23 protein-coding genes are annotated in these 16,778 nt (G+C 42.2%); all 23 read left to right on the top strand.

Annotated features, from left to right (window positions below):
• Window positions 1-34 precede the first annotated feature (34 nt).
• The gene (gene rpoC, locus QE450_RS16445; RefSeq protein ID WP_204827264.1) at window positions 35-3,649 is read left to right on the top strand and encodes a DNA-directed RNA polymerase subunit beta'; all 3,615 of its coding nucleotides are present in this window, start codon (window positions 35-37) and stop codon (window positions 3,647-3,649) included.
• A gap of 229 nt (window positions 3,650-3,878) precedes the next feature.
• Window positions 3,879-4,127: a ribosomal L7Ae/L30e/S12e/Gadd45 family protein gene (locus tag QE450_RS16440; RefSeq protein WP_069328348.1), complete on the top strand. Its 249-nt coding sequence runs from the start codon at window positions 3,879-3,881 to the stop codon at window positions 4,125-4,127.
• 138 nt (window positions 4,128-4,265) lie between these two features.
• On the top strand, window positions 4,266-4,685 hold the full coding sequence (gene rpsL, locus QE450_RS16435) for a 30S ribosomal protein S12 (RefSeq protein ID WP_069328349.1): 420 nt from the start codon (window positions 4,266-4,268) through the stop codon (window positions 4,683-4,685).
• A 49-nt stretch (window positions 4,686-4,734) separates the two neighbouring features.
• Window positions 4,735-5,205 (top strand): 30S ribosomal protein S7, encoded by a 471-nt coding sequence (rpsG, locus tag QE450_RS16430; protein ID WP_069328350.1) that lies wholly within the window; start codon window positions 4,735-4,737, stop codon window positions 5,203-5,205.
• A 51-nt stretch (window positions 5,206-5,256) separates the two neighbouring features.
• Entirely contained in the window at window positions 5,257-7,332 is a 2,076-nt protein-coding gene (fusA, locus tag QE450_RS16425) for an elongation factor G (protein WP_273613663.1), read from the top strand.
• 110 nt (window positions 7,333-7,442) lie between these two features.
• Window positions 7,443-8,633, top strand: coding sequence for an elongation factor Tu (gene tuf / locus QE450_RS16420; RefSeq protein ID WP_204827267.1), 1,191 nt, complete (start codon window positions 7,443-7,445; stop codon window positions 8,631-8,633).
• Between the two features lie 329 nt (window positions 8,634-8,962).
• The gene (rpsJ, locus tag QE450_RS16415; protein WP_028609655.1) at window positions 8,963-9,271 is read left to right on the top strand and encodes a 30S ribosomal protein S10; all 309 of its coding nucleotides are present in this window, start codon (window positions 8,963-8,965) and stop codon (window positions 9,269-9,271) included.
• Between the two features lie 44 nt (window positions 9,272-9,315).
• Complete coding sequence (gene rplC, locus QE450_RS16410) at window positions 9,316-9,939, top strand: 50S ribosomal protein L3 (protein WP_069328353.1); 624 nt, start codon at window positions 9,316-9,318, stop codon at window positions 9,937-9,939.
• Between the two features lie 25 nt (window positions 9,940-9,964).
• Entirely contained in the window at window positions 9,965-10,588 is a 624-nt protein-coding gene (gene rplD / locus QE450_RS16405) for a 50S ribosomal protein L4 (protein ID WP_273613662.1), read from the top strand.
• Window positions 10,588-10,881 (top strand): 50S ribosomal protein L23, encoded by a 294-nt coding sequence (gene rplW, locus QE450_RS16400; RefSeq protein WP_069328355.1) that lies wholly within the window; start codon window positions 10,588-10,590, stop codon window positions 10,879-10,881. The genes rplD and rplW overlap by 1 nt, the downstream gene beginning before the upstream one ends.
• A 13-nt stretch (window positions 10,882-10,894) precedes the next feature.
• The gene (gene rplB, locus QE450_RS16395; protein ID WP_069328356.1) at window positions 10,895-11,725 is read left to right on the top strand and encodes a 50S ribosomal protein L2; all 831 of its coding nucleotides are present in this window, start codon (window positions 10,895-10,897) and stop codon (window positions 11,723-11,725) included.
• Between the two features lie 62 nt (window positions 11,726-11,787).
• Window positions 11,788-12,066 (top strand): 30S ribosomal protein S19, encoded by a 279-nt coding sequence (rpsS, locus tag QE450_RS16390; RefSeq protein ID WP_069328357.1) that lies wholly within the window; start codon window positions 11,788-11,790, stop codon window positions 12,064-12,066.
• Between the two features lie 36 nt (window positions 12,067-12,102).
• On the top strand, window positions 12,103-12,450 hold the full coding sequence (rplV, locus tag QE450_RS16385; RefSeq protein WP_069328358.1) for a 50S ribosomal protein L22: 348 nt from the start codon (window positions 12,103-12,105) through the stop codon (window positions 12,448-12,450).
• A 20-nt stretch (window positions 12,451-12,470) separates the two neighbouring features.
• Entirely contained in the window at window positions 12,471-13,136 is a 666-nt protein-coding gene (gene rpsC, locus QE450_RS16380) for a 30S ribosomal protein S3 (RefSeq protein WP_069328359.1), read from the top strand.
• A 2-nt stretch (window positions 13,137-13,138) separates the two neighbouring features.
• Window positions 13,139-13,573, top strand: a complete 435-nt coding sequence (gene rplP / locus QE450_RS16375; protein ID WP_069328360.1) for a 50S ribosomal protein L16 — start codon at window positions 13,139-13,141, stop codon at window positions 13,571-13,573.
• A complete protein-coding gene (gene rpmC / locus QE450_RS16370) occupies window positions 13,563-13,763 on the top strand; it encodes a 50S ribosomal protein L29 (RefSeq protein ID WP_017815370.1) in 201 nt (66 codons plus the stop codon). The genes rplP and rpmC overlap by 11 nt, the downstream gene beginning before the upstream one ends.
• A 48-nt stretch (window positions 13,764-13,811) precedes the next feature.
• Complete coding sequence (gene rpsQ / locus QE450_RS16365) at window positions 13,812-14,075, top strand: 30S ribosomal protein S17 (RefSeq protein ID WP_017815371.1); 264 nt, start codon at window positions 13,812-13,814, stop codon at window positions 14,073-14,075.
• A gap of 37 nt (window positions 14,076-14,112) precedes the next feature.
• Window positions 14,113-14,481: a 50S ribosomal protein L14 gene (gene rplN, locus QE450_RS16360; protein WP_069328361.1), complete on the top strand. Its 369-nt coding sequence runs from the start codon at window positions 14,113-14,115 to the stop codon at window positions 14,479-14,481.
• Between the two features lie 56 nt (window positions 14,482-14,537).
• On the top strand, window positions 14,538-14,894 hold the full coding sequence (rplX, locus tag QE450_RS16355) for a 50S ribosomal protein L24 (protein WP_069328362.1): 357 nt from the start codon (window positions 14,538-14,540) through the stop codon (window positions 14,892-14,894).
• Window positions 14,895-14,927: 33 nt separating this feature from the next.
• Window positions 14,928-15,470, top strand: coding sequence for a 50S ribosomal protein L5 (gene rplE, locus QE450_RS16350; protein WP_204827268.1), 543 nt, complete (start codon window positions 14,928-14,930; stop codon window positions 15,468-15,470).
• 68 nt (window positions 15,471-15,538) lie between these two features.
• A complete protein-coding gene (locus QE450_RS16345) occupies window positions 15,539-15,724 on the top strand; it encodes a type Z 30S ribosomal protein S14 (RefSeq protein ID WP_037291562.1) in 186 nt (61 codons plus the stop codon).
• 32 nt (window positions 15,725-15,756) lie between these two features.
• On the top strand, window positions 15,757-16,155 hold the full coding sequence (rpsH, locus tag QE450_RS16340) for a 30S ribosomal protein S8 (RefSeq protein ID WP_069328364.1): 399 nt from the start codon (window positions 15,757-15,759) through the stop codon (window positions 16,153-16,155).
• Between the two features lie 31 nt (window positions 16,156-16,186).
• The gene (rplF, locus tag QE450_RS16335) at window positions 16,187-16,729 is read left to right on the top strand and encodes a 50S ribosomal protein L6 (RefSeq protein WP_273613661.1); all 543 of its coding nucleotides are present in this window, start codon (window positions 16,187-16,189) and stop codon (window positions 16,727-16,729) included.
• Window positions 16,730-16,778 lie beyond the last annotated feature (49 nt).

Here is a 16,778-nt window from a genome sequence, read left to right as displayed (position 1 = left end):
AATAAACAGGATTTGGCCTTAGGAGGGGTGTCTTTTGATAGACGTTAACAATTTCGAATTTATGAAAATTGGGCTAGCTTCCCCAGACAAAATTCGTTCTTGGTCCCGCGGAGAAGTTAAAAAACCGGAGACAATCAACTATCGTACGCTTAAACCAGAGAAAGACGGGTTGTTCTGTGAACGTATTTTTGGACCAACCAAAGACTGGGAATGCCACTGCGGTAAATACAAACGTGTACGTTACAAAGGCGTAGTCTGTGATCGTTGCGGCGTTGAAGTAACACGCGCTAAAGTACGTCGCGAACGTATGGGACACATTGAGCTTGCTGCTCCTGTATCTCACATTTGGTATTTCAAAGGTATTCCAAGCCGTATGGGTCTAGCACTTGATATGTCTCCACGTTCTTTGGAAGAAGTAATTTACTTCGCATCTTATGTTGTTACTGATCCAGGTGAGACTCCACTGGAGAAAAAACAACTTTTATCTGAAAAAGAATACCGTAGCTACCGTGAAAAATACGGTCATGGTTTCCATGCAGGTATGGGTGCAGAAGCGATTAAAAGATTGCTTCAAGACCTTGATATCGATAAAGAACTAGAATTTTTACGTGAAGAGCTGCGTACCGCTCAAGGTCAACGTCGTAATCGTGCGATCAAACGCCTTGAAGTTATCGAAGCATTCCGTAACTCTGGTAACTTCCCTGATTGGATGATCATGGATGTATTGCCAGTTATCCCTCCAGAACTTCGTCCGATGGTACAGTTGGATGGTGGACGTTTTGCGACGTCTGACTTGAATGATTTGTATCGTCGTGTAATTAACCGTAATAACCGTCTTAAACGTTTATTGGATCTAGGCGCGCCTGACATTATCGTACAAAATGAGAAACGTATGCTTCAAGAAGCTGTCGATGCTCTTATTGATAATGGTCGTCGTGGTCGTCCAGTAACAGGACCAGGTAACCGTCCATTGAAATCTCTTAGCCATATGCTAAAAGGTAAACAAGGACGTTTCCGTCAGAACTTACTAGGTAAACGTGTCGATTATTCTGGTCGTTCGGTTATCGTTGTAGGTCCTTACCTGAAAATGTACCAATGTGGTCTTCCAAAAGAGATGGCACTAGAGTTATTCAAACCTTTCGTTATGAAAGAATTGGTTAACAAAGGTCTTGCTCATAATATCAAGAGTGCAAAACGCAAAGTAGAACGTGTAAGTCCAGAAGTATGGGATGTACTAGAAGAAGTAATCAAAGAACATCCAGTTCTTCTAAACCGCGCACCTACGCTGCATAGACTTGGTATTCAAGCATTTGAACCTATTTTGGTTGAAGGACGCGCTATTCGTCTTCACCCACTTGTATGTACAGCATATAATGCTGACTTTGATGGTGACCAAATGGCGGTTCACGTACCATTGTCTGCTGAAGCGCAAGCCGAAGCACGCATCTTGATGCTTGCATCTGGTAACATTTTGAACCCTAAAGATGGTAAACCAGTTGTTACTCCTTCACAGGATATGGTCTTGGGCTCATTCTATCTAACAATGGATAACGATGAAGCTAAAGGTTCTGGTATGATCCTGCGTACAGTAAATGAAGCAGTATCTGGTTATCAACGTGGTGTAGCTTCATTGCATGCTCGTGTAGCAATCCCTGTTAAAGCTTTGAACAAAACAAGCTTTACAGAGAAGCAACAAACAGGAATGATGGTAACAACTATCGGACGAATTATCTTTAACGAGATTTTCCCTGAATCATTCCCGTACATCAATGAGCCAACACGTCGTAACTTGTTCCAAGGTACACCGGATCATTACTTTATCTATGATAAAGGCGTAAATATCCGTGAATTTATCAGTAGTGTTCCTCAAACAGGCGCTATCGGTAAAGAGTATTTGGGTTCAATTATCGCTCGTTGTTTTGAAATTTACCATACAACATTAACATCTATGATTTTGGATAAAATCAAGCAACTTGGATTCACTTATTCTACGCGTGCAGGTATCACTGTTGGTGTATCTGACGTTATTGTTCCTGTTGAAAAACAAGGAATTTTGGATGAGTCTGATAAAAAAGTTGCTGTTATTACGAATCAATACCGTCGTGGTTTGATTACGAATGAAGAGCGTTATGATCGTGTTATTGAGATCTGGTCTCGTACGAAGGACGATATTACAGAAGTTCTTATGAAATCAATGGATCGCTATAACTCTATTATGCTTATGGTTGACTCCAAAGCTCGTGGTAACAAATCGCAGATCACTCAGCTTGGTGGTATGCGCGGTCTGATGGCGAATCCATCCGGTCGTATTATCGAACTTCCTATCAAATCGAACTTCCGTGAAGGTCTGACAGTACTAGAGTACTTCCTTTCTACTCACGGAGCGCGTAAAGGTTTGGCGGATACAGCACTTCGTACCGCTGACTCAGGTTACCTAACTCGTCGTCTAGTTGACGTAGCACAAGATGTAATCGTACGTGAAGAAGATTGCGGAACCGATAAAGGTTTCACTGTAAGCCGTATTCAAGATGGTAAAGAAGTTATTGAAGATCTATACGATCGTTTAGAAGGTCGCTATTGCTTCGAAACTGTTCGCCATCCACAAACAGGTGAGATTCTTGCTCGTCGTAACGAATTACTTGATTCGGATAAAGCTGAAGCAATCGTTGAAGCTGGAGTTGAAAAACTTCAAATCCGTTCAGTGCTTAGTTGTCGTGCAAAACACGGAGTATGTAAAACATGTTACGGTCGTAACCTTGCTACTGGTAAACACGTTGAGATTGGTGAAGCAGTTGGTATTATTGCAGCACAATCTATCGGTGAACCAGGAACACAGCTTACAATGCGTACGTTCCATACCGGTGGTGTTGCAGGAGACGATATTACTCAAGGTTTGCCGCGTATTCAAGAGCTTTTCGAAGCGCGTAATCCTAAAGGTCAAGCAATCATCAGTGAAATTGACGGTATTGTTAAAGAAATTCGTGAAGCTAAAGACCGTCGCGAAATCGAGGTTGAAGGTGAAGCGGAAACTAAAGTTTACCCTGTTACTTACGGTTCCCGCCTAAGAGTTAAAGAAGGTATGGAAATCGAAGCTGGGGATGAACTAACAGATGGTTCGATTGACCCTAAAGAAATGCTACGTATCAAAGGTATCCGTGGCGTACAAAACTATATCCTGCAAGAAGTACAACGTGTATATCGTAACCAGGGTGTAGAAATCAATGATAAGCACGTTGAAGTTATGATCAGACAGATGTTACGTAAAATCCGTATCATCGATGCTGGTGAAACAACATTGTTGCCAGGTTCATTTGTTGATATGTACGAATACGAGAATGCAAACAGAGTAGCAATCATGGCTGACAAAGAGCCAGCTGTTGCTAAACCAGTATTGCTTGGTATTACCAAAGCATCTCTGGAAACTGATTCCTTCTTGTCTGCGGCATCCTTCCAGGAGACAACTCGTGTCCTTACTGATGCAGCAATCAAAGGTAAAGTCGATAAATTACTTGGACTTAAAGAGAATGTTATTATCGGTAAGTTAATTCCAGCTGGTACAGGAATGAATCGTTACCGTAGCGTTCAATTTGAGGATGCAGACAAACTTGAACCAAAACAAGAAGGTCTGGAAACAGTAACTGTTGATTAATTAAAGAAGTAACTATAAAGTTATATTGCTCATTCATACGTGGCTAAACTGAATAATGATTATATTATTCAGTTTTAGCTACGATTTAATGAGTGGGATAAGACAATATAACAATTATTTATCAAATAGAATTATAGTTATCTATTGACAGTATCCTTTAGCTAATGGTACTATAGCAAAGGTGCGTGAATAGAGTGCTGATCCCTGATCTTTTGGAGGAAATCGGAAGATGACTAATGACAAAGGATTAAAGGATGCCCGGATCAAAGTAGGCACGAAGCAAACTATGCGGATGGTCGAGACGGGTCAAGCTGAAGAAGTCTATGTTGCGCAGGATGCGGAAAATCATCTCATCTCGAAAATCGTTCAATTATGCTCGACTCATTCTGTTAAAATCACTTATGTGGATACAATGAAAGAATTGGGCAAAGCTTGCGGAATCGAAGTGGGAACTGCTATGGCCGTTGTCCTTAAATAATGCAATCAGGAATGTTTTTGCTGGTCGTGAGTGGCAGGCAAAGGCTTTTCATTTGTTCTTTTATGAACCACCTGGGTCTGTGGACTTAATATATGGTTTATATTGGAACTACAAATATGGGAAGGGGGTGGCAACACAATGCCAACTATTAATCAATTAGTCCGTAAAGGACGTCAAGCAAAAATTGAGAAATCAAAATCACCTGCACTTCAAAAAGGGTACAATGCTTTGAAACGTCAAGAGACGAACATTAGCGCTCCACAAAAACGTGGTGTATGTACTCGTGTAGGTACTATGACTCCAAAAAAACCGAACTCCGCACTTCGTAAGTATGCTCGTGTTCGTTTAACGAACCGTATCGAGGTTACTGCTTACATTCCAGGTATCGGTCATAACCTTCAAGAACACAGCGTGGTACTTATCCGCGGTGGACGGGTTAAAGATTTACCAGGGGTTCGTTATCATATCGTTCGTGGTGCTTTGGATACAGCAGGCGTAAACAATCGTATGCAATCACGTTCAAAATACGGTACAAAACGTCCGAAAGAGAAAAAATAATTCGTTAGCGCAGACCACTGCGCTGCATATCTAAGAAAGGGGGATAACCATGCCAAGAAAAGGTCCAGTAATGAAAAGAGACGTATTGCCAGATCCTATGTATAACAGCAAGTTGGTTACACGTTTGATCAACCGCATTATGGTCGACGGAAAGCGTGGGGTTGCTCAAAGCATCCTTTACAATTCTTTTAAATTGATTCAAGAACGTACAGGTAACGATCCTATGGAAGTATTTGAGGCGGCAATTAAGAACATCATGCCAGTTCTCGAAGTTAAAGCTCGCCGTGTAGGTGGCGCTAACTATCAAGTTCCGATCGAAGTTAAACCTGAAAGACGTACTACATTGGGACTTCGTTGGTTAGTGAACTATTCACGTAGCCGCGGAGAAAAAACAATGGAAGAACGTTTAGCAGCTGAAATCATTGATGCTTCTAACAATACAGGCGCAGCAGTGAAAAAACGCGAAGATACACACAAAATGGCTGAAGCGAATAAAGCATTCGCTCACTACCGCTGGTAGGATTAAAGCCTTTATTTCAAAAATTGATATTTTTGAAGGGAGCACCCATTCATGGCAAAAAGAGAGTTCTCCTTAGAAAATACACGTAATATTGGTATCATGGCTCATATCGATGCTGGTAAAACTACCACTACAGAACGTATCTTGTTCTATACAGGCCGTACGCACAAAATCGGTGAAGTTCACGAAGGCGCTGCTACAATGGACTGGATGGAACAAGAGCAAGAGCGCGGGATCACTATTACGTCCGCAGCTACTACGGCTCAGTGGAGAGGCTACCGCGTTAATATCATTGATACTCCAGGTCACGTTGACTTTACAGTTGAAGTTGAACGTTCCCTGCGTGTATTGGACGGAGCAGTAGGCGTATTTAGTGCAAAAGAGGGTGTAGAACCACAATCCGAGACTGTTTGGAGACAAGCAGATCGTTATGGTGTACCTCGTATAGCATATGTTAATAAAATGGATATTATTGGTGCTGACTACCTTAACGTTGTTAAAGACATGCGTGAACGTCTGCAAGCGAACGCAGTAGCGATTCAATTGCCGATCGGCGCAGAGAATGACTTCGTTGGTATTATCGATATCATCGAGCAAACAGCTATCGAATATCAAGATGATCTTGGACGCGATCCAGTATCTATCGAAATTCCAGAAGATCTTAAAGCAACAGTTGAAGAACTGCGTGCTGACTTGATCGAAAGAGTTGCAGAACTAGACGAAGATCTAATGATGAAATACCTTGAAGGAGAAGAGCCAACAGTCGCTGAGATTAAGGCTGCTCTACGTAAAGGTGTTTGTGACGTTAAAATCTTCCCTGTAATCTGTGGTTCTTCTTACCGCAATAAAGGTGTTCAACCTATGTTGGATGCTGTTATCGACTACCTTCCGGCTCCTACGGATGTACCGGCAATTAAAGGTTTGCACGAAGACGGCACAGAGGCAGTTCGTCATTCTTCGGATGAAGAGCCATTCTCTGCACTAGCGTTCAAAATTATGACAGACCCTTACGTGGGTAAACTTACGTTCTTCCGCGTATATTCTGGCGTATTGCAATCCGGTTCTTACGTTCTTAATGCTACTAAAGGCAAACGCGAACGTATTGGTCGTATCCTGCAAATGCATGCTAACGCTCGTCAAGAGATCAGCGAAGTTTTCTCCGGTGATATCGCGGCAGCTGTTGGTTTGAAAGATACAGGTACAGGTGATACACTGTGTGATGAGAAAGAAACTGTTATCTTGGAATCAATGAACTTCCCTGATCCAGTTATCGAACTCGCAGTTGAACCAAAAACAAAAGCTGACCAAGATAAAATGGGTATTGCTTTGTCCAAATTGACTGAAGAAGATCCAACTCTTCGTGCTCATACGGATGAAGAAACTGGCCAAACAATCTTGGCGGGTATGGGTGAGCTTCACCTTGAAATCATCGTTGACCGTATGCGTCGCGAATTCAAAGTGGACACTAACGTAGGTAAACCTCAGGTTGCTTATCGTGAAACATTCCGTCAACCAGCTCGCGTCGAGGGTAAATTTGTTCGTCAATCCGGTGGTCGTGGTCAATACGGTCATGTATGGGTTGAGTTCGAACCTCTTGAAGCAGGTACTGGTAGTCAGTTCGAAAGTAAAGTTGTCGGTGGTTCAGTACCAAGAGAATACATTGGTCCTGCACTACAAGGTATTGAAGAAGCTATGAAGAACGGTGTTCTTGCTGGTTTCCCACTAGTAGACGTAAAAGCTACTGTAGTGGACGGATCTTATCATGATGTCGATTCCAATGAGATGGCATTTAAAATTGCCGGATCTATGGCGCTTAAAGCTGCAAAAGACAAATGTCGTCCTGTATTGCTTGAGCCACTCATGAAAGTTGAAGTAACAGTACCTGAAGAATACATGGGTGATGTTATGGGTATGTTGAACTCTCGTCGTGGCCGTATCGAAGGTATGGATTCACGCGGTGGTACTCAAATCATTCGTGCAAAAGTACCTTTATCTGAAATGTTTGGATATTCCACAACACTTCGTTCTGGTACACAAGGTCGCGGTGTGTTCTCAATGGAACTTTCTCATTATGAAGAAGTACCTAAGAGCATCGCTGACGAAATTAGCTCCAAAGCAAACGGCTAAGTTCTTAATCCGTTTTCACTTCTGGGATGTACAGGAAGTAGCATGACTGCTCTCTGTACATTTCAAACTAAAATATAAACAACTCTACCTTCAAGGAGGCAACGTTTAACATGGCAAAGGCTAAATTTGAACGTAATAAAACGCACGTTAACATCGGAACTATTGGTCACGTCGATCATGGTAAAACAACTTTGACTGCTGCAATCACAACTGTATTGTCTAAAACTTACGGTGGTGCTGCTGTAGCATTTGATCAAATCGATAAAGCTCCAGAAGAGCGCGAACGCGGTATCACAATCTCAACTGCACACGTTGAGTACGAAACACCTAACCGTCACTATGCACACGTTGACTGCCCAGGTCACGCCGATTACGTTAAAAACATGATCACTGGTGCTGCACAAATGGACGGAGCGATCTTGGTTGTATCTGCAGCTGACGGTCCTATGCCACAAACTCGCGAGCACATCTTGTTGTCTCGTCAAGTAGGCGTACCTTACATCGTTGTATTCTTAAACAAATGCGACATGGTTGAAGACGAAGAGCTTTTGGAATTGGTTGAAATGGAAGTACGCGACCTTCTTAACGAATATGAGTTCCCTGGTGACGATACTCCAATCACTCGTGGATCTGCTCGTGAAGCATTGGCTAACCCTGATGGCGAATGGGCTAAAAAAATCGTTGAAATGTTCGAAGAAATCGATACTTACATTCCAGATCCAGAGCGCGACACTGACAAACCTTTCTTGATGCCTGTTGAGGATGTATTCTCGATCACTGGTCGTGGTACAGTTGCAACTGGTCGTGTAGAGCGTGGTACTGTTAAAGTCGGCGAAGAGATCGAAATCGTTGGTATCCATGAAGAAACTAAAAAATCCGTTGTTACAGGCGTAGAGATGTTCCGTAAATTGTTGGATTCCGCACAAGCGGGCGACAACATCGGCGCATTGTTGCGTGGTGTAGAGCGTAGCCAAATCGAACGTGGTCAAGTACTTTCTAAACCAGGTACTGTTAAACCTCATACTGAGTTCACTGCTCAAGTATACGTTTTGACTAAAGAAGAAGGCGGACGTCACAAACCTTTCTTCACTGGTTACCGTCCACAGTTCTACTTCCGTACAACTGACGTAACTGGCGTTATTTCTTTACCAGAAGGTACTGAAATGGTTATGCCTGGTGATAACATCACTGTTACTGTATCCCTAATCAATCCAATCGCGATTGAAGAAGGTACACGTTTCGCTATTCGCGAAGGTGGACGTACAGTAGGCGCTGGCGCTGTAGCATCTATCCAAAAATAATTAAATCTTCATTGTGAATCAGAAATGATTTGAAGATTTTAATATAAGCAACATTGTACTATAACGAAGTAACATTGTACTGTAAACGAAAGACCAAATGAGGCCTGTTTCCTTATAAGGGAGACAGGTCTTATTTTTTTGTGTAAATGTTTCAAAAAAGACTTGCATAACTGTTTGTTATCATATACAATAATAAATGTTGTTCTGAGACGTTGCGATGACGTGAGAGGTTACCGACACACCCGGCTCCTTTGCCATGGACGGTATGCCGGAAAATTTTCACTGAGTATGTCCGATACCAAATTGGGCGATAGAAGGAGGGACTAAAAATGGCAAAGCAAAAAATTCGTATTCGTTTGAAAGCATACGATCATAGAATTCTTGATCAATCCGCAGAGAAAATCGTTGAAACAGCTAAACGTTCTGGCGCAGGAGTATCTGGACCAATTCCGCTTCCTACTGAAAAACAGATTATCACTGTTCTTCGTGCGGTTCATAAATACAAGGATTCTCGTGAGCAATTCGAGCAACGTACACATAAACGTTTGATCGATATTGTTAACCCAACTCCACAAACTGTGGATGCATTGATGCGTTTGGACTTACCGTCTGGCGTAGATATCGAAATTAAATTATAATCCACATAGATGTGGTAACACGTAAAATGAAAAGAGGTGTCAACATGAAAGGTATCTTAGGAAGAAAACTGGGTATGACTCAAGTCTTTACCGCGGAAGGTAACGTAATTCCTGTAACGGTTATCGAAGCTGGACCATGTGTGGTTCTGCAGAAGAAAGACCTGGAAAATGACGGATACGAAGCGGTACAAATCGGTTTTGCTGATAAAAAAGCAAGCAGATCTAACAAACCGGAAGCAGGACACGCTACTAAAGCGAATACTGTGCCTAAGCGCTACGTTCGCGAAATTCGCGGTGTTGACCTCGCTAATGTCGAGGTTGGCCAGGAACTCAAAGCAGACTTGTTTGCTCAAGGTGAGTTCGTTGACGTAACGGGTATTTCTAAAGGTAAAGGTTTTGCCGGCGTTATTAAACGTTGGGGCCAAAGCCGCGGACCAATGTCTCACGGTTCCCGTTATCATCGCAGACCAGGTTCAATGGGTTCTATCCAAGCGAACCGTGTACCGAAAGGTAAACGTCTGCCAGGTCACATGGGTCATGATACAGTAACGATCCAACGCCTCGAAGTTATCAGAGTAGATGCTGAACGTAACGTAATTCTCGTTAAAGGCTCTATCCCTGGTGCTAAAAATAGTTATGTAAAAGTAAGAGAAACGGTTAAAAAATAACCAATCAAGAAAGGAGGAACAGGAAATGCCAAAAGTAGCACTTTATAGTATCGACGGTAGCCAAGTTGGCGAAGTTGAATTGAGTGATTCCGTATTCGGTATCGAACCTAACACTCATGTGCTTCATGATGCAGTCATTATGCAACGTGCTTCCCTTCGTCAAGGTAATCACAAAGTAAAAGGACGCTCTGAAGTTCGTGGTGGTGGACGTAAACCATGGAAACAAAAAGGAACAGGACGCGCGCGTCAAGGTTCTACTCGTTCTCCACAATGGAAAGGCGGCGGCGTAGTATTTGGACCGACTCCACGCAGCTATGCTTACAAACTGCCTAAAAAAGTTCGTCGTTTAGCGATCAAATCTGCTTTATCTTCTAAAGTAGTAGCTAACGAAATCATCGTTTTGGATGCACTAAGCTTTAGCGCACCGAAAACAAAAGAGTTCGCAGCAATTTTGAACAACCTGAAAGTAGATCGCAAAGTATTGATCGTAACTCCTAGTTATGATGATAATGTTGCACTATCTGCTCGTAATATCCCAGGTGTTAAATTCGTTGCAGCTGACGGCGTTAATGTTCTAGACGTACTTACGTACGATAAGCTGATCCTTACTAAGGATGCAGTTCACAAGGTAGAGGAGGTGTTCGCGTAATGAAAGATCCTCGTGATATTATTAAGCGTCCGGTAATTACTGAGCGCACTGCCGAGTACATGAGTGAACTGAAATATGCTTTCGAAGTAGACATTCGTTCTAATAAAACGGAAGTTAAAAAGGCAATTGAAGAAATTTTCAAAGTGAAAGTGTCTAAAGTAAACACTCTTCGCATGCCTGCTAAACCGAAACGTTATGGACGTCATTCCGGCTACACTTCCGAATGGAAGAAAGCTATCGTGACTTTGGCTCCAGAAAGTAAACCGCTTGAGTTTTTTGAATCTGTAGAGTAAGGAGGAATAAACAGTGCCAATTAAAAAGTACAAACCGACATCCCCGGCTCGTCGTAACATGAGTGTTTCTACATTCGAAGAGATTACAACGAACCAACCGGAGAAATCGTTGTTGGCTCCTCTTTTCAAAAGAGCAGGCCGCAACAACCAAGGTAAAATTACAGTTCGTCACCACGGCGGCGGACACAAACGTAAATACCGTATCATCGACTTCAAACGTACTAAAGATGGAATACCAGGTAACGTTGCTACAATCGAGTACGATCCAAACCGTACTTCTAACATTGCTCTGATCCACTATGCTGATGGAGAGAAACGTTACATTATCGCTCCTAAAGGATTAAAAGTTGGAGATCAAATTTTCTCTGGCGTAGGATCTGATATCAAAATCGGTAACTGCCTTCCATTGGAAAACATTCCAGTTGGTACAGTTATTCACAATATCGAATTAAAACCAGGTAAAGGTGGTCAGCTTGTTCGCGCAGCTGGTACGGAAGCTCAATTACTTGGTAAAGAAGAAAAATATGTCTCCATTCGCCTTTCTTCTGGTGAAGTACGTCGCGTACTTAAAGTATGTCGTGCTACAATCGGATCTGTTGGTAATGAAGATCATGAATTGATTAAAATCGGTAAAGCCGGTCGTAATCGCTGGTTGGGCAAACGTCCACAAGTTCGAGGCGTAGTAATGAACCCTAATGATCACCCACACGGTGGTGGTGAAGGTAAAGCTCCAATCGGACGTAAATCTCCAATGTCTCCATGGGGTAAACCTACTCTTGGATACAAAACTCGTAAAAAAGGTAAGGCTTCCGATCAATACATCATTCGCCGCCGCACGAAGTAAGATTTGTGCTTGAATGCTTGTAAAGTGTGAAGTGACGAAAAGATGAAGGGAGGATTCAACCTATGAGCCGTAGTCTTAAAAAAGGTCCTTTCGTGGACGGGTACTTGCTTAAAAAAGTAGAAGTATTGAACGAAGACGATAAAAAAGTCGTAATCAAAACTTGGTCCCGTCGCTCGACGATTTTCCCACAATTTATCGGACATACATTCGCTGTTTATGATGGTCGCAAACATGTACCGGTATATGTAACGGAAGATATGGTCGGACACAAGCTTGGTGAGTTCGCACCAACTCGTACGTACAAAGGTCATGCTAATGACGACAGAAAAACAAGACGTTAATATATAAGGATTTAAAGTAAGAGAGGAGGTCACGCAATGCAAGCGAAAGCACACGCAAAGTTTGTACGCATCGCTCCGCGTAAAGTTCAATTAGTAGTTGACTTGATCCGCGGTAAGCAAGTTGGAGAAGCGATCGCAATTCTGCGTCATACGCCGAAATCCGCATCCCCAATTGTTGAGAAGCTTCTTAACTCCGCAATTGCCAACGCTGAGTTTATTAGCTCAGAAAAAGAGTTGACTTTTGATGTTAACAACTTGGTAATTTCCCAGGTTTACGTTAACCAAGGACCAACACTGAAACGTTTCCGCCCTCGTGCAATGGGACGTGCAAGTAAAATTAACAAACGCACCAGCCATATTTCTTTGGTGGTAGCTGAAAAATAAGATAGAAGGAGGGAAAACGTGTGGGCCAAAAAGTAAATCCCGTCGGATTACGTGTAGGTATTATCCGTGATTGGGAATCTAAATGGTATGCTGGTAAAGACTTTGGCGATCTTCTTATCGAAGACGTTAAAATCCGTGAATACCTTAAAACCAAACTTAAAGAGTCTGCTGTCTCTCATATCGAAATCGAGAGAGCGGCTAATCGTGTGAACGTGACGATCCATACAGCTAAACCTGGTATGGTTATCGGACGCGGTGGTTCAGAAGTTGAAGTTCTTCGTACACAAGTAACTAAAATTGCTGGTGGTAAAAAAGTTCATATCAACATTTCTGAAATTAAAAATCAAGAGCTTGATGCAATTCTAGTTGCAGAAAGTATTGCACAACAATTGGAACGTCGTGTTTCTTTCCGTCGTGCATTGAAACAAGCAATTCAAAGAACTATGCGTTCAGGCGCTAAAGGAATTAAAACAGCAGTTAGCGGACGTCTTGGCGGTGCTGAAATTGCCCGTTCTGAAGGCTACAGCGAAGGAACTGTTCCACTTCATACGCTTCGTGCCGATATTGACTATGGTACAGCAGAAGCGCATACTACTTATGGTCGTATTGGCGTAAAAGTATGGATTTATCGTGGAGAGGTTCTTCCTACGGCTAAGAAACAAGCTGCTCAGGAAGGAGGCAACTAATCATGTTGGTACCAAAACGTGTAAAACACCGTAAACAACAACGCGGAAGCATGTCAGGTCGCGCTAAAGGCGGTACTGAATTGAACTTCGGAGAATTCGGTTTGCAAGCTACTGAGCCTTCTTGGATCACTAACCGTCAAATCGAAGCTGCTCGTATTGCTATGACTCGTTATATCAAACGTGGTGGTAAAGTATGGATCAAAATTTTCCCGGACAAGCCAATCACTCAAAAACCTCTTGAGGTTCGTATGGGTAGTGGTAAAGGTAACGTAGAAAAATGGGTTGCCGTTGTTAAACCAGGTAAAATTATGTTTGAACTTGCAGGTGTTTCTGAAGAGATCGCGCGTGAAGCTATGCGTCTTGCTTCTCACAAGTTGCCTGTAAAAACTAAGTTTGTGAAACGTGAAGAATTGGGTGGTGAAGCAAATGAAAGCTAATGAATTGCGCAACCTTACCACTGCTGAAATCGAGCAAAAGATTGCTGGTTTTAAAGAGGAACTCTTTAACCTGCGCTTTCAACTTGCTACCGGTCAATTGGATAACCCTACTCGTATCAGTGCTGTGCGTAAACAAATTGCACGTGCTAAAACAGTAGTTCGTGAAAGAGAACTTGGAATCACATCGTAATCCAATATTTGAGAGCTTAAATGCTATCAGCTAGGAAGGAGATTAACTATGAGCGAACGCAATGCCCGTAAAGTACAAGTAGGCAAAGTGGTCAGTGATAAAATGGATAAAACCATCGTTGTTGCTGTAGAAACTTATAAAAAGCATGACTTGTATCACAAACGTATTAAATATACGAAAAAATTCAAGGCTCATGATGAAAATAACACTGCTAAAATTGGTGATGTTGTTAAAATCATGGAGACACGTCCATTATCTAAAGATAAAAACTGGAGATTAGTGGAAGTTGTAGAAGAAGCAATCATCATTTGATGAATGATGCTAACCTGTCTGGAAGGAGGAACTAACAATGATTCAACCATTTACACGTTTGGCTGTAGCCGATAACTCTGGCGCAAAAGAACTTATGTGTATCCGCGTACTAGGTGGTACTGGACGTCGTACAGCTGCAATCGGCGATTTGATCGTTTGTTCTGTAAAACAAGCAACACCAGGCGGCGTTGTCAAAAAGGGTGATGTTGTAAGAGCGGTAATCGTTCGTACAAAGAGTTCCGTTCGTCGTAAAGACGGATCTTACATCGCATTTGATGAGAATGCAGCAGTAGTCGTTAAAGATGACAGAGGCCCTCGTGGTACTCGTATCTTTGGACCAGTTGCTCGTGAATTGCGTGATAAAGACTTCATGAAAATCGTTTCTTTGGCTCCGGAAGTTATCTAAACGATTGTAAGATATAAAGGCTATGGCCTGAAGTGAGTTATAGGAGGTGTACACAAATGGCGAAAGTGAAAAAAGTGTTGGAATCTCACAACCACAAACTACACGTGAAAAAAGATGATACGGTTCTTGTAATCAGCGGTAAAGACAAAGGTAAAAAAGGTCGCGTTATCGCAGCGTATCCTCGTGAAAACCGCGTGTTGGTTGAAGGCGTGAATATGATCACCAAACACCAAAAACCAACTCAACTGAATCCGCAAGGAGGACGTGTTGAGCAAGAAGCGCCGATCCACGTTTCGAACGTAATGCACGTTGATCCTAAGGACGGAAAAAAAGTAACCCGTATCGGTTACAAAACATTGGATAACGGCAAAAAAGTTCGCGTAGCTAAACGCTCCGGTGAAACAATCGACTAATACTAATTGTTACGGAAAGGAGGACCTTCCAAAATGGCAACAAGAATGAAAGAGCTTTACTTGAATGAGATCTCCCCGGCTTTGGTACAAAAATTCAACTATACAACGGTTATGCAAGTACCGAAAGTTGAAAAAGTTGTTATCAACATGGGTGTAGGTGAAGCAGTATCGAACTCCAAAGTATTGGATTCTGCTGTTAACGATCTTCAATTGATTTCTGGTCAAAAACCAGTTATCACACGTGCTAAAAAATCTATCGCTGGATTTAAGCTTCGTGAAAACATGCCTATCGGTGTTAAAGTAACACTTCGTGGCGATCGTATGTACTATTTCTTAGATAAATTGTTCAACATCACACTTCCACGTGTACGTGACTTCCGCGGTGTTTCTTCCAAAGCATTTGACGGACGTGGTAACTATACACTGGGTTTGAAAGAGCAATTGATCTTCCCAGAAATCGAGTATGATAAAGTAGACAAAGTTCGCGGTATGGACATCGTTATCGTAACGACTGCTAAAACTGACGAAGAGTCTCGCGAATTGCTTACCCAATTGGGAATGCCTTTCGTAAAATAATTATTGAAATGTACAGGGTTCGGATATAAACCCTAGTTCTCCGAAAATATTAGGAGGTGTCAGGCTAAGTGGCTAAAACTTCAATGAAAGTTAAACAACAACGCACTCCGAAGTTCAAAGTACGTGCATACACACGTTGCGAACGTTGTGGTCGTCCACACTCGGTATTGCAAAAGTTCAAAATTTGCAGAATTTGCTTCCGTGAATTGGCTCATAAAGGCCAGATCCCTGGTGTGAAAAAAGCAAGCTGGTAAACATTTGATTAAGGGGAAGGAGGTTTACACACATGACTATGTCAGATCCAATTGCTGATATGCTTACTCGTATTCGTAACGCCAACGTTGTGCGTCACGAAACAGTTGAAGTTCCTGCTTCTACGATGAAGAAGCAAATCGCTGATATCCTAAAACGTGAAGGTTTCATTCGTGATGCTGAAGTTGTTGAGGATAACAAACAAGGAATTATCCGTATTTTCTTGAAATACGGTCAAAATAACGAACGTGTAATTACTGGTTTGAAACGTATCAGTAAACCAGGACTTCGTGTTTACACGAAAAGCAATGAAATCCCTCGCGTACTAGGTGGACTGGGAATCGCTATCATCTCTACTTCTAAAGGGGTAGTAACTGATAAAGAAGCTCGTCAATCGAAAAGCGGCGGCGAAGTTGTTTGCTACGTTTGGTAATTAACGTCATATAATAAGGAGGTGCAACTCTATGTCTCGTATTGGTCGCAAACCAATCGAAGTACCAAGTGGTGTTGAAATCAACTTGGATAATACTCAAATTACGGTTAAAGGACCGAAAGGTACGCTTTCCCGTGAGATTCATAAAGATATGAAAGTAAATATCGAAGAGAACACGATCACAATCGAACGTCCTTCTGATAATAAGACTCATCGTTCCCTGCACGGCACTACTCGTAGTGTAGTAAGTAACATGGTGAGTGGAGTAACTACAGGTTTCTCCAAATCCCTAGAACTAGTTGGTGTTGGATACCGCGCAAGCAAATCTGGCGACAAAATTGTTCTAAACGTGGGTTACTCTCATCCAGTAGAAATTTCTCCTGAACCAGGCATCGAGTTCGATGTGCCTACAAATACGAAAATCATCGTTAATGGAATCGATAAAGAGCGCGTAGGAGCTTACGCTGCAAAAATCCGTTCCGTACGTGAACCAGAACCATATAAAGGTAAAGGTATCAAGTATGAAGGCGAGCGTATTCTTCGTAAAGAAGGTAAAGCTGGTAAGAAAAAATAAGATAAAGGAATACGTTCCTTTACCTTATGCGTGTTGAAGTGAGCCTGTG

This window comes from Paenibacillus sp. SORGH_AS_0306, assembly GCF_030819345.1.
GTDB classification, from domain to species: Bacteria; Bacillota; Bacilli; order Paenibacillales; family Paenibacillaceae; genus Saccharibacillus; species Saccharibacillus kyungheensis.
Note: the sequence above shows the minus strand (reverse complement) of the source record. Positions and strands in the feature narration are given on the sequence as shown.